General features: G+C 51.3%; 14 protein-coding genes and 1 riboswitch. Of the genes, 11 read left to right on the plus strand and 3 right to left on the minus strand.

Features of this window, described 5'->3' with window-relative positions:
• Together NK662_RS03230 and NK662_RS03235 are read left to right on the plus strand one after the other, a co-directional pair.
• The gene (locus NK662_RS03230) at positions 1–726 is read left to right on the plus strand and encodes an ABC transporter ATP-binding protein (RefSeq protein WP_254757289.1); all 726 of its coding nucleotides are present in this window, start codon (positions 1–3) and stop codon (positions 724–726) included.
• Complete coding sequence (locus NK662_RS03235) at positions 723–1,940, plus strand: ABC transporter permease (RefSeq protein ID WP_254757291.1); 1,218 nt, start codon at positions 723–725, stop codon at positions 1,938–1,940. The genes NK662_RS03230 and NK662_RS03235 overlap by 4 nt, the downstream gene beginning before the upstream one ends.
• Positions 1,941–2,025: 85 nt before the next feature.
• Here NK662_RS03235 and metK read toward each other — a convergent pair whose 3' ends face one another.
• On the minus strand, positions 2,026–3,225 hold the full coding sequence (gene metK, locus NK662_RS03240; protein ID WP_254757293.1) for a methionine adenosyltransferase: 1,200 nt from the start codon (positions 3,223–3,225) through the stop codon (positions 2,026–2,028).
• Positions 3,226–3,366: 141 nt separating this feature from the next.
• A riboswitch (SAM riboswitch) is annotated at positions 3,367–3,476 on the minus strand.
• A 297-nt stretch (positions 3,477–3,773) separates the two neighbouring features.
• Between metK and pckA the strand changes: the two genes are divergently transcribed.
• The 9 genes from pckA to NK662_RS03285 all read left to right on the plus strand — a co-directional run bounded on the left by pckA (position 3,774) and on the right by NK662_RS03285 (position 12,138).
• On the plus strand, positions 3,774–5,363 hold the full coding sequence (gene pckA / locus NK662_RS03245; protein WP_254757295.1) for a phosphoenolpyruvate carboxykinase (ATP): 1,590 nt from the start codon (positions 3,774–3,776) through the stop codon (positions 5,361–5,363).
• A 330-nt stretch (positions 5,364–5,693) separates the two neighbouring features.
• Positions 5,694–6,158, plus strand: coding sequence for a hypothetical protein (locus tag NK662_RS03250; RefSeq protein WP_254757299.1), 465 nt, complete (start codon positions 5,694–5,696; stop codon positions 6,156–6,158).
• Positions 6,159–6,359: 201 nt separating this feature from the next.
• Positions 6,360–7,355, plus strand: a complete 996-nt coding sequence (locus NK662_RS03255) for an ABC transporter substrate-binding protein (RefSeq protein ID WP_254757449.1) — start codon at positions 6,360–6,362, stop codon at positions 7,353–7,355.
• Positions 7,356–8,123: an ABC transporter ATP-binding protein gene (locus NK662_RS03260; RefSeq protein WP_254757301.1), complete on the plus strand. Its 768-nt coding sequence runs from the start codon at positions 7,356–7,358 to the stop codon at positions 8,121–8,123.
• Between the two features lie 73 nt (positions 8,124–8,196).
• Entirely contained in the window at positions 8,197–8,925 is a 729-nt protein-coding gene (locus tag NK662_RS03265; protein ID WP_279663470.1) for an ABC transporter permease, read from the plus strand.
• A gap of 208 nt (positions 8,926–9,133) precedes the next feature.
• Positions 9,134–9,862, plus strand: a complete 729-nt coding sequence (locus NK662_RS03270) for an amino acid ABC transporter ATP-binding protein (protein WP_254757453.1) — start codon at positions 9,134–9,136, stop codon at positions 9,860–9,862.
• Positions 9,863–9,880: 18 nt separating this feature from the next.
• Positions 9,881–10,705 carry a transporter substrate-binding domain-containing protein gene (locus NK662_RS03275; protein ID WP_254757303.1) on the plus strand — a complete coding sequence of 275 codons (825 nt, stop codon included), beginning with the start codon at positions 9,881–9,883 and terminating at the stop codon, positions 10,703–10,705.
• 65 nt (positions 10,706–10,770) lie between these two features.
• Positions 10,771–11,424, plus strand: coding sequence for an amino acid ABC transporter permease (locus NK662_RS03280; protein WP_254757305.1), 654 nt, complete (start codon positions 10,771–10,773; stop codon positions 11,422–11,424).
• A gap of 12 nt (positions 11,425–11,436) precedes the next feature.
• Positions 11,437–12,138 carry an amino acid ABC transporter permease gene (locus NK662_RS03285; protein WP_254757307.1) on the plus strand — a complete coding sequence of 234 codons (702 nt, stop codon included), beginning with the start codon at positions 11,437–11,439 and terminating at the stop codon, positions 12,136–12,138.
• 91 nt (positions 12,139–12,229) lie between these two features.
• Here NK662_RS03285 and NK662_RS03290 read toward each other — a convergent pair whose 3' ends face one another.
• Both NK662_RS03290 and NK662_RS03295 read right to left on the minus strand, forming a co-directional pair.
• A complete protein-coding gene (locus NK662_RS03290; RefSeq protein WP_254757309.1) occupies positions 12,230–12,757 on the minus strand; it encodes a chromate transporter in 528 nt (175 codons plus the stop codon).
• A complete protein-coding gene (locus NK662_RS03295; RefSeq protein WP_254757311.1) occupies positions 12,754–13,326 on the minus strand; it encodes a chromate transporter in 573 nt (190 codons plus the stop codon). Before NK662_RS03295 ends, NK662_RS03290 begins: the two co-directional genes overlap by 4 nt.
• Positions 13,327–13,330: the final 4 nt, after the last annotated feature.

The raw sequence follows: 13,330 nt of genomic DNA on the forward strand, positions 1-13,330 counted from the left end.
ATGAAGCCGGTCATACAGCTGAGAGACATCACCAAAACGTATCAGCTCGGCGATCAGTACATCTATGCGCTCCGCGGCGTGAACGTGACTGTGAACAAAGGAGAGTTTGCCGCAATCATGGGGCCCTCCGGCTCCGGCAAGTCCACGATGATGAATATGATCGGCTGTCTCGACCAGCCCTCATCGGGAGACTATCTGCTCGAGGGCCTGCCGGTTTCCGAGGCTTCGGATGACGGACTTGCTCTTGTCCGCAATCTGAAAATCGGCTTTGTGTTCCAAAACTTTCACCTGCTGCCGCGGCAAAGCGCGCTGGAAAATGTGGAGCTGCCTATGATCTATTCCAACATCCCGGTAAAGGAACGGCGGGAGCGGGCCATCCGGGCCCTGCAGAGCGTCGGGCTCGGCGAGCGGCTGTATAACAAACCGAGCGAGCTGTCCGGGGGACAGCAGCAGCGTGTCTCCATTGCCCGGGCACTGATCAATGACCCCGTCATTCTTTTGGCGGATGAACCGACAGGAGCCTTGGATTCACGGACGAGCCTGGAAATCATGCATATTTTTCAAGAGCTGAATGATGCGGGGAAAACCGTGCTGATTGTCACACACGAACAGGAAATCGCTGAATACGCAAAGCGCATCATCCGCTTCCGCGACGGCCAAATTGTCAGTGACGAACCCGTTCTCGGACGGCGCATCGCCAGCCTGGAGAAGGAGGCTGTACGATGAAATTTTGGGAAAGCGTGAAAATGTCGCTGTCCAGCCTCCGCACGAACCTGATGCGTTCCATCCTGACCATGCTCGGCATCATCATCGGGGTCTCTGCGGTCATCTCCATGGTTTCCATCGGTCAAGGGGCGTCTGCCAACGTAGCGTCGCAAATTAACGGTCTCGGCAGCAATCTGCTCATCGTCACCTCTGGACAAGCCCGGCAAGGAAACGTGCAGATGGGGGCAGGTTCTTTAAATACACTTACGATGGAGGATGCGGATGCGCTGGCAGGGCAACCCTCCATCGCCGGTGTCACACCGCTCACCAGCCGGCAGGGCACCGTCGTATGGCATAACCAAAGCTACGCCACCACCATTGAAGGAGCCTCCGAATCCTATCCGGAGGTGCGCAGCTTCTCTGTGCGGTCCGGCAGATTCTTCACCAAGTTTGAAGTGAAGGGACAAGCTAATGTGGCGGTCATCGGCCCTGAGGTGGTCCGTTCCCTCTTTGGAGATGCCAATGCCAATCCCATCGGACAGACCCTGCAAGTGAATGATATGCCGATGAAGATTGTCGGCGTGCTGCAGGCGCAGGGCAGCCAAGGCATGACGAATCAGGATGACCGGATTATCATCCCCGTCACAACGGCAATGAACCGGCTGCTGAGTCAAAAAAATATCCGCACCGTGTATGTGTCAGCCAAATCAGCGGATGCCATGACACAGGCGCAGGCTGAAATTGAAATGACCATGCGCTCGCAGCATCACCTGAAGCCGAATCAGGATGACGATTTTCAGGTGAACTCGCAAACACAAATTTTGAGCACGGCACAGGGCATCACCTCCATCATGACCGCCCTGCTCTCAGGCATCGCCGCCATCTCGCTCGTGGTCGGCGGCATCGGCATCATGAATATCATGCTCGTGTCTGTTACAGAGCGGACGCGGGAAATCGGAATCCGCAAAGCCGTCGGTGCCACCAGACGCGCCATCCTGCAGCAATTCCTGATTGAATCCATTACACTGAGCGTGCTGGGCGGCTTGATCGGCATTGGTCTTGGCATCTCCCTGTCGCTGCTGCTGGAGAAGTTTGCATCGCTCGCTGTATCCATCACGATGGCTCCCATTCTCTATTCCTTCGGGACCTCGATCCTGGTCGGCGTCATCTTCGGCGTCTATCCGGCCCAAAAAGCGGCGAAGCTCAATCCGATTGATGCCCTGCGCTATGAATAAATAAAAAAACCAGAATGAGAACAGTCTCATTCTGGTTTTTTTTGCAAGAGAAAACCCATGCGGCTGCATGGGTCTTCCTTTCTGATTACAGGCCAGCCTGCTGGCGCAGTCCTTCTGCCTTGTCTGTACGCTCCCAAGTCAAGTCCAGCTCGTTGCGGCCGAAGTGGCCGTAAGCAGCTGTCTGCTTGTAGATTGGACGGCGCAGGTCAAGCATCTTGATGATGCCGGCAGGACGCAGGTCGAAGTTGCTGCGTACCAGGTCAACCAGTACCTCTTCAGATACCTTGCCAGTGCCGAATGTGTCAACAGAGATGGATACAGGCTGTGCTACGCCGATTGCGTATGCCAGCTGTACTTCCGCTTTGTCAGCCAAGCCTGCTGCCACGATGTTTTTCGCAACGTAACGGGCTGCATATGCCGCAGAACGGTCCACCTTTGTAGGATCTTTACCGGAGAATGCACCGCCGCCGTGACGAGCATAGCCGCCATATGTGTCAACGATGATCTTGCGGCCTGTCAGACCCGCGTCACCTTGTGGTCCGCCGATTACGAAGCGGCCAGTCGGGTTGATGAAGTATTTTGTATCTGCATCCACCAGCTCAGCCGGCACAACAGGCTTAATCACATACTCCTTGATGTTGCGCTCGATTTGCTCATGGGAAATTTCAGGGTGGTGCTGTGTAGAAATAACGATTGTATCGATGCGGACCGGCTTGCCGTTTTCATCGTACTCAACTGTTACTTGTGTCTTGCCGTCCGGACGCAGGTATGGCAGTGTGTCATCCTTGCGCACTTCTGTCAGGCGGCGGGACAGCTTATGTGCCAGAGAGATCGGCAGAGGCATAAGCTCTTTTGTCTCGTTGCAGGCAAAGCCGAACATCAGACCTTGGTCGCCTGCGCCGATTGCTTCGATTTCTTCGTCGCTCATGGAGCCTTCACGCGCTTCCAGGGCCTTATCCACGCCCATCGCGATGTCAGCGGACTGCTCATCGATGGATGTCAATACAGCGCAAGTCTCTGCATCAAAGCCATACTTCGCGCGTGTATAGCCGATTTCACGAACCGTTTCACGAACGATCTTGGGGATATCTACGTATGTAGAAGTCGTAATTTCACCAGCTACCAATACTAAACCTGTTGTTACTGTTGTTTCGCAAGCTACGCGTGCGTTTGGATCCTTCTCCAGGATTGCGTCCAGGATGGAGTCGGAAATTTGGTCACAAATTTTATCCGGATGTCCTTCAGTTACGGACTCGGACGTAAACAGATGACGCTTCTTTGTCATTAAATAAACCTCCCTTAATCTATCGTGTACGGAACTCATCTCTCGTAATGCCACGTTTGGGCGACATTCTTACAATTCCCATATCTCAAAATAAAAAACCTTCCCGCTGAGGGAAAGGTTGAATTTGCATGTTGCCTTTCACTCTTATCGCTCAAGGCTTCTGCGGCCTTGCATCAGGTTAGCACCTTCTCACTTTCGTGCAGGTTGCCGGGCTTCATCGGGCCTGTCCCTCCGCCAGCTCGGGATAAGAGAGTATCCGTCCAAAAGATATAGTATAGAAACGTAACCAATTTGTCAACGAATATTCACACGTTTCGACAGAAAATGACTGACACATTATGGCATGATGAAAATGAGGAATTCAAATCTTTATCCTACTGTAAGCGATATCAACATTTATAGAAGTTTGTCGAAGAAAATACTGTATAGTATGTATAGGAGCACAAACAATTCCGAAGAAATAGTATACATTATTTAGATAATTATGTTATACTTTTTATGGGATTGGGAGAATCTTTCATAAATCTAATTAAAGGATGGTAACGAGTATGAGTACTGTGAATGTCCAAATCGAGTTAAATGAACTATTGGCCGGCGGCAATGCGCAGCTGCAGCTCAGCGTTCCGCAGCTCGTGGAAAAGGTATTAATGAGACAAGAAGGCAATTTGACGGCGACAGGCGCTGTTTCTGTTTCAACAGGCAAATATACCGGACGTTCGCCTAAGGATAAATTTATTGTCAACGAGACCTCTATTACAGACAAAATTGACTGGGGCAGCGTGAACCAGCCAATTTCCGAGGCTGTTTTCAACAACCTGTACACAAAGGTTTTGGAATACTTAAAGGAAAAAGAAGAGATTTTCGTATTTAAAGGCTTCGCAGGCGCAGACCATAAGTATCGCCTGCCGATCCAGGTTGTGAATGAATTTGCCTGGCATAATCTGTTTGCGCACCAGCTGTTCATCCGCCCAAGCGCGGAGGAGCTGAAAACACATGAAGCTGCATTTACCATCGTATCTGCACCGACCTTTAAGGCAGACCCGATTTTGGACGGCACAAATTCCGAAACGTTCATTATTGTGTCCTTTGAAAAACGCATCGTACTGATCGGCGGCACAGAGTATGCCGGTGAAATGAAGAAGTCCATCTTCTCCATCATGAACTACCTGCTGCCAGAGCAAGGCATTCTGTCCATGCACTGCTCCGCGAACGTCGGCGAGGAAGGCGATGTAGCCCTGTTCTTCGGCCTGTCCGGCACGGGCAAAACAACCCTGTCCGCGGACCCGAACCGCAAGCTGATCGGCGATGACGAGCATGGCTGGTCTGACCATGGCGTATTTAATATTGAAGGCGGCTGCTATGCAAAATGCGTGGACCTGTCCCGCGAGAAGGAACCGCAAATCTTCGATGCCATCACCTTCGGCTCTGTGCTGGAGAACGTTGTGCTTGATGAGAATACAAGAGTGCCGGATTACAAGAATACAAGCCTGACAGAAAATACGCGTGCCGCTTACCCGATCAGTGCCATTGATAATATCGTGCTGCCGAGCGTTGCCGGCCATCCGAATACCATCATTTTCCTGACAGCTGATGCGTTTGGCGTATTGCCTCCAATCAGCCGTCTGACCAAGGAACAGGCGATGTACCATTTCCTGAGCGGCTTTACAAGCAAGCTGGCAGGCACAGAGCGCGGCATTACAAGCCCGCAGGCGACCTTCTCCACTTGCTTCGGCTCACCGTTCCTGCCGCTGAATGCCTCCCGCTATGCGGAAATGCTAGGCGAAAAAATCGACGCGCACAACGCGAAGGTGTTCCTGGTGAACACAGGCTGGACTGGCGGCGAGTATGGAGTCGGCCGCCGCATGAACCTGTCGCACACACGTGCAATGGTGCAGGCTGCCCTGAATGGTGAACTGGACAACGTGGAAACAGTGAAGGATGAAATTTTCGGACTGGAAATTCCGCTTCATGTCCCTGGTGTGCCGGATGAAGTGCTGATGCCGGAAAGAACATGGGCGGACAAAGAAGCTTACCGTGCGAAGGCGCTGGATTTGGCCGGCCAATTCAAACAGAACTTCACCAAATTTGCTGCCGTTTCCGAAGAAACAGTAAAGCTTGGCGGACCGCTGCAAGGATAATGAACAGGAAGGGCTCTTCTCCCGAAGGGTCCTTCCTTTTTTGCATATCCTGCATAATTCATGATGCTTTTTGCCATCCTGTTGGTATACAAGGAAAATTCCCAGGCGGACAAAAACCCAAAAGCCGCCATTCACGGAATTGCCGCCCCTTATATTCCAAACATATTATATAAGAATATCCCTAACACAAATGACAAAGGAGTGTTGCACATGTATGGTCGCTGCATGCAATCTGCCCGCCCAAACAAGAGGACAACCGCTTTACCCCCATTTCTGTCCATGAGAGCAGTACACCTTGTTTTTGCCTTGTGGCAGTAAAGGAACTGCATTATGGACCGCGCAAAGCCGCTGGAAGCCATTCTTTGGAGTGTTGCTTTTCCGGGATTCGGACAACTGTTGAACCGGAAAATTGTAAAGGGCATTCTCTTCATGCTCGCAGAGTTTACTGTAAATGTGCTTGGGCACTTCAATACGGCGATCCGCCTCAGCTTCCTCGGAGAAATTGAGCAGGCTATCCGTGTTGTCAACTACCAATGGCTTATGTTTTACCCGTGCGTCTATATGTTTTCCATGTACGATGCCTATCGGGATGCCGCGCAGACAAAAGCACCCTACGCTTTTTTTCCTTTTGTCTTCGGCGCCTATTTCATTACGGTGGGGCTTATGTATTCATCACGCCTGAAGCTGTTCGGTGTGCTGCTCGGGCCTGTCTGGCTGCCGATGCCGAGCCTGCTCCCCGGCTTGCTCATCGGTTATCTCCTCCGCAAGCTGTTTCTGCGTATTACATCTGCCTGAGCCCTCCTGATATCCATGTATCAGAGGGCTTATTTGCGTTCCCCCTGTACCATATGCCAACTCCTCATTTACATCCATCCAAAAATCAGAATGTAACAACATCCAAACATATTTGCTCTGGGCATTCACACAAACCTGGGCACCTTCATACAGTGTAGTAGAACTTTTAGGAGGTGTGCATTTGTGCGAAAGCTGTTCATCATGCTGCTTGTTTGTATGCTGAGCCTGGTAACCTTCGCCGCCTGCAGTACAAAGAAAGAGACAACCGGGAAGGAAAAGACGCTGGAGAAGGTGCGTGTCGGAGAAGTGACTCATTCCCTCTTCTATGCGCCGCTGTATGTGGCTCTTGCCAACGGCTACTTTAAGGAGGAAGGCCTGGATGTGGATTTGCAGACCACAGCCGGCGGGGATAAGACAATGACAGCCCTGCTGTCAAATGGCATCGACATCGCTCTTGTAGGCTCTGAGACGACGATTTACGTATACAGCCAGGGCGCAAAGGACCCTGTCATCAATTTCGCCCAGCTGACCCAGACAGACGGAACCTTCCTCGTCTCCCGCAAGAAGCTCGATTCCTTTAACTGGAGCGACCTGAAGGGCAAGGTGTTTTTGGGCCAACGCAAAGGCGGCATGCCGCAAATGGCCGGGGAATATGTGCTGAAGAAGTACGGCATTGACCCGAAAAAGGATTTGACGTTGATTCAGAATGTTGAGTTTGCGAATATTGCCAATGCTTTTGCATCTGGAACAGGAGAATTCGTGCAGCTCTTTGAACCGACTGCCAGCATCTTCGAAAAAGAAGGCAAAGGCTACATTGTCGCCTCCTTCGGCAAGGAGTCCGGCAAGGTGCCGTACACCTCCTTCATGGCCAAGGAAAGCTATCTGAAGAAGAACAGCGCGACAGCGGAGAAATTCACGCGTGCGATCTACAAGGCGCAGCAGTGGGTGGATACGCACAGCGCCAAGGAGATTGCCGCTGCTGTAACGCCATACTTCAAGGACACGCCGGCTGACATTATGGAAAAGGTGATTGACCGCTATAAAACACAAAACTCCTATGCGACCAATCCGATTTTGGATACAGACGAGTGGAACAATCTGCAGAGCATCATGAAGGAAGCCGGGGAACTTCCGAAAGAAGTGGGCCACGATGTGCTGGTGAACACGGCCATCGCGGAGAAAGTGATTGGGAAGTAAATGAGCTTTCTTAGTGTGGAGCACCTGTACCACTGCTTCTTCAACCGCGATGAGGCAAGTCTGGTGCTGGCGGACATTACGCTGGACGCGGAGGAAGGGGAATTTATCTCCTTTCTCGGCCCAAGCGGCTGCGGCAAAACAACGCTGCTCTCGGCCATCGCCGGCCTGCTCCAGCCCTTGGAGGGGCGGGTTACAATTGACGGCGAGCGCATCACAAAGCCGACTTCCTCAATCGGCTATATGCTGCAGCAGGACTACCTGTTCCCATGGAAAACAATTAAAGAAAACATTGTCACCGGTCTGCGCATCACAGGTACGCTGAATGCCGAAACAAAGGCCCGTGCTCTTTCTCTCCTGAAGCAGGTCGGCCTTGCCGGCGTCGAACAGCTGTATCCGTCTGAGCTGTCAGGCGGCATGCGGCAGCGGGCTGCCCTTGTACGCACACTGGCCGTGAATCCGAAAATGCTGCTGCTCGATGAGCCATTTTCGGCGTTGGATTATCAAACGAAAATCAAGCTGGAGGAGCTGGTCTGCACGCTCCTGAAGCAGTACGGCAAAACCTCCATTCTGGTGACGCATGATATTGAAGAAGCCATTGCCATGAGCGACCGCATTTTCCTGCTCCGCGCCAAGCCGGGACGGATTGCCAGGACATTTCTGGTGCCGGCAGAAATCCGGGCTCTCTCGCCCTTTCATGCCCGGCAGCACCCGGAGTTCCCGAAGCTGTTTCAAACCATCTGGAAGGAGCTGGAGAGCCTTGAAGGATAAAGTGCTGGATTTATCACTGCTTCACCGTGTGTACCGCAAGAGAGAAGCCCGGACAAAGCGCTTCGTGGTCCTTCTGCAGGTGCTGCTCCTGGCTGCCTTCTTCTCCCTTTGGGAGCTTGCCAGCCACCTGGAGTGGATTGACCCGCTGCTGTTCAGCTCTCCCTCTGCCATCTGGAAGCTGTTCCTCGAAAAGCTGGCTGACGGCTCCCTGTATGCGCATATGTGGGCCACTGTCTTGGAAACATTGGCCGGCTTCCTGCTTGGCACGCTGCTTGGCACACTTGCAGCCGCCATTCTCTGGTGGATTCCCTTCCTGTCCCGTGTACTGGACCCGTATCTCGTCGTGCTGAATGCGATGCCGAAGGTCGCCCTCGGCCCAATTGTCATCGTCATCTTTGGTCCCAATGTCTCCTCCGCCATTGCCATGGGAGTTATCATTTCCGTCATCATCACCATTTTGGTCATCTATTCCGCCTTCCGTGAAGTGGATGCCAACTATCTCAAGGTGCTGCAGACCTTTGGTGCAAGCAAGCGGCAGAGCTTTCAGGAGGTTGTCCTGCCGTCCTCCTTCCCAATTATTATCTCCACGCTGAAGGTGAATGTCGGCCTCGCCTGGGTTGGGGTGATTTTTGGGGAACTCCTTGTTTCCAAGCAAGGATTGGGATACCTCATCAGCTATGGCTTTCAGGTGTTCAACTTCAACCTCGTGCTGATGAGCGTGCTGCTGACCTGCGTGTTTGCCACGCTGATGTATGTGTTGGTAGAGTCATTGGAGAAATTGATGAACCGCCGCAGCCGCTGATGGCTGTGGCTTTTTCTCCGCGGGGACTTTGTAAAGCCTTTTGAGCTGCAGGCTATATGCTCTATCCAATCTATTTATTAAACTTAAAATTAACTTTATTTGGTAAATATGTAATATTATATTGACTTGTATATTCATTCAATTATATAATTTAACTGGATATAAATACCAATTAAACCGAACGGCTTCTGCATAAGGAGGGAGTTCTCTGATTACGTTTAAGGATGTGAACAAGTATTACGGCAGTTTCCATGTCTTAAAGAATATTAATCTACATATCAGCAAGGGAGAGGTTGTTGTGATTATCGGTCCCTCCGGCTCCGGTAAAAGCACCTTGCTCCGCTGCATGAATTATCTCGAGGCGATTTCCGAAGGCGAACTGCTTGTAAATGATGTAAAGGTGAATGACAAAAGCACGAACATCAATGAACTGCGCCGCAAAATCGGGATGGTATTTCAGCACTTCAATTTATATCCGCATAAAACAGTGCTGGAAAACATCACGTTGGCTCCCATTAAGGCGCTTGGCGTACCGAAGGAAGAAGCTGTGCAAACCGCCCTGTTCTATTTGGACAAGGTGGGCATTGCTGACAAGGCAAACTCCTTCCCGTCCCAGCTCTCAGGCGGGCAGCAGCAGCGTGTCGCCATCGCACGCGGTCTTGCGATGAAGCCGCAAATCATGCTGTTTGATGAGCCGACATCCGCTCTTGACCCTGAAATGATCGGGGAAGTGCTCGATGTGATGAAGGCCCTGGCGAAGGAAGGAATGACAATGGTTGTTGTGACACACGAGATGGGCTTTGCCCGTGAGGTAGCGGACCGGATTCTGTTTGTTGATGAAGGACGCATTCTTGAGGAGGCTGTACCGGCTGACTTCTTTGCCAATCCGCGTGAAGAGCGCGCGCGCCAATTTCTCAGCCGTGTTTTAAATCATTAATGTTGTAAGGGGGAGCTTATGAAGCTGAAAAAGTTATTTACAGGGGCCATTCTTTCCTGCCTGTTTGTCGGTCTTGTCGGCTGCGGCAGCGCAAAGGAAACAGCAAAAGAGACAAATACAACGGCAGCAACTGCACTGGAAGCCATTAAAAAGCGCGACAAGCTCGTTGTCGGGGTCAAGTACGATACAAACCAGTTCGGCTTGAAGGATCCAAAATCCGGCAAGGTGGAAGGCTTCGACGTGGACATTGCCAAGAAAATCGCAAAGGATATTCTCGGCGATGAATCAAAAATTGAGCTCAAGGAAGTAACATCGAAGACTCGTATTCCCATGCTGAAAAATGGCGATATCGACATGATTGTTGCGACGATGACGATTACAGAGGAGCGTAAGAAGGAGGTCGATTTCTCCGACATATACTTCAAAGCAGGACAGGCTCTTCTGGTGAAAAAGGGAAGCAGCATCAAAGGCGTGGAAGATATCAAAGCAGGGACAAAGGTGCTGGCAGTTAAGGGCTCCACGTCCTCTCAAAACATCCGGGCGAAAGCACCGAAGGCAACTGTCCTTGAGTTTGAAAATTACAGTGAAGCATTCACTGCTCTGAAAGCAGGGCAAGGAGACGCGTTAACAACTGACAACGCCATCTTATACGGGATGCAAAAGCAGGATCCGAATTACATCATTGCCGGTGATATTTTCACAGATGAGCCGTACGGCATTGCAGTGAAGAAGGGTGAAGCAGACCTGCAGAAGGCAGTTAATGAGACCTTAAAGAAGCTGAAGGACAACGGGGAGTATGCAAAGATTTACGAAAAGTGGACTGGTGAAAAGCCAAAGGAATAATATGGGGGCAAACAGGATGAGCTTCTCATCCTGTTTGCTTTTATACACAGAAAGGAGCGACGGCTATGCCGGATTTCTCAATCTTGTTTGAAAACATGGACTCCTATCTCGAGGGGTTTCAAAATACTGTCATTGCCAGCCTCATTGCATTAGCTGCCAGCTTCGTGCTTGGAACGCTGATTGCTGTTATGCGCATTGCCCCGATTCGGGTGTTCAATTGGCTTGGCGCTGCTTACGTTGAATTTATTCGAAACATCCCTCTTATTCTGATCACCTTCATTTTCTTTATTGGCCTGCCTGTTTTCAATATACGTCTGAGCGGCTTCGCTGCTGGAACCATCGGCCTGTCCATCTATACAGCAGCCTTTATTGCCGAGGCCATCCGCGCCGGCATCTTATCTGTGCCAAAAGGACAGCTCGAAGCAGCGCGTTCATCAGGGTTAACCTACAGCCAGGCGATGTATCATGTCATTTTGCCCCAGGCTATTAAAATTGTCATTCCGCCGCTTGGCAACCAATTTATCAATCTTGTCAAAAACTCATCCATCCTTGCGGTCGTAGCCGGAACCGACTTAATGTACTTTGGTGATTTAATTGCATCGAAAACCTTTGTTACCTTTGACGTATATATTTTCGTGGCGTTGTTTTACCTACTCCTCACCGTTCCGCTGAGTCTTGGTGTCGGATATGTAGAACGGCGGCTTGCCAGAAGCCACTAAGGAGGCAGTGTGATGGATTTTAAAGGCGCTTACACATGGGGGAACTTTCAGTTCCTGTTAGACGGGTTTCTTGTTACACTGGAGGTTGCATTCATCTCCATTCTGCTCAGCTTTGCGATTGGCAGCATTGTCGGCATTCTCCGGTATGCCAAAATTCCGGTTGTATCCGCTGCGTTAGCAGTTCTTGTAGAGATCATTCGAAATCTGCCGCTTCTTCTCATTATTTTCTTCACCTACTTCGCCCTTCCCGAGATAGGCATCAAGCTGGAAATCAAGTGGGCAGCCATTGCTGCTCTCACTATCTTTGAAGCAGCCATGCTCTCTGAGATTGTCCGAAGCGGCTTGCTTTCCATTGAGCGGGGGCAAATCGAGGCGGCGCGCTCGTCAGGTCTCACCTATGTGCAAACCATGCAGCACGTCATTTTGCCGCAGGCGCTTCGCCGTATGGTGCCGCCGATTGTCAGCCAGTTCATTTCCCTTTTAAAGGACACGTCTCTTGCCGTAATTATTGCATTGCCGGAATTAACACATAACGCACAAATTGTGAATGGACAAAATGTAAACTATATTATCCCAATCTTCCTACTTACAGCCGTGATGTACTTTGCTGTCAACTATACGCTGTCCCTTCTAGCAAAGCGTCTGGAGACGAGACAGCGCTCCCCGAAGGTGAAGGTGAACTCACAACAGGCTGCTCAAAGCTTGGGAGCATAGCCCTCTTCCATAATGCACCGCCGCAGCCGCTGATGGCTGCGGCTTCTTGTTTCACAAAAAAACAGAAGCTCCGGTTCTGGAGCTTCTGCTGTTAAAAATTGATGGCGCCGTATAGAAGTGTGACTGCCACAACAAGGGCCGGATGCACCTTCATCCGCTCCATGAGCACGTAGCTGCCGACCGCCAGAAACAGCATTTGCAGCATGCCGATCTTCAGGTAGGAATCATGAAAGGCCTGATAGGCCATCAGGCCGAGCAGGACCGCAATCGTCGGCTTGACATACAAGGTCATCCGTTTCACCCGCGGCGAGTTGCGGAACTTATACAGCAGTCCCATCAGCGCAATCATGAGAATGAGCGACGGGGCAACAGTGGCAAACACAGCCAGGAATGAGCCGAGTATGCCTCCCTGCATATATCCAATATAGCCGGCCATTTTCGTGGCAATCGGGCCCGGCAAGGCATTGCCCATTGCCAGCACTTCATTGAACTGCTGCAGGGTCAGCCAGCCGTACCGGTTCACCACTTCATTTTGGATCAACGGAATGGTCGCTGGCCCGCCGCCGTAGCCGAGCATATTGGTGCTGAAGAATGCCCAGAAAATGTGCCAGTAGATCATGCGGGCATCCCCTTCCCTTTATTTTTCGGCAAGGTCCGCTTGCCCGGTTTCACTAACGCAAACAGCAGCAGTGCAATGATGACAATGCCGGGATGCACATGCAAGAACTGAATAAGCCCCAGGCCTGCCAGGACATGAAAGGAGGTAAGCGGCCATTTCAAGCCGGACAATGCCCCCTGCAGAAATTGCCACGTCAGCACCGCCAGCATGACACCCACCACAGGTACGATGGCCTTCGTCATGCCCTGCACCCATTTCAAATCCTTAAAGGCTGTCAGGGTCGTCAGCAAGATGATCATCATAATAATGGTCGGCAGGACAGTGGCAAGGATCGCGTTCAGCATGCCCAATATGCCGCCGACACGATAGCCGATGTAGCCCGCCATCTTCGTGTTGATGGGGCCCGGCAGCGTATTGCCGATTGCCAGCACATCACCGAATTCCTCTGAGGTCATCCATTGGAACCGGTCAACGACTTCCTTATGGACGAGCGGGATGATGGAGGGTCCGCCGCCATAGCCCAGAATACCGCTGCGAAAAAAAGCCACAAAAATGTCTGCTTGCTTCATCGGC

The sequence above is a fragment of the Ectobacillus ponti genome, assembly GCF_024294785.1.
In the GTDB taxonomy this organism is placed as follows: domain Bacteria; phylum Bacillota; class Bacilli; order Bacillales; family Bacillaceae_G; genus Ectobacillus; species Ectobacillus ponti.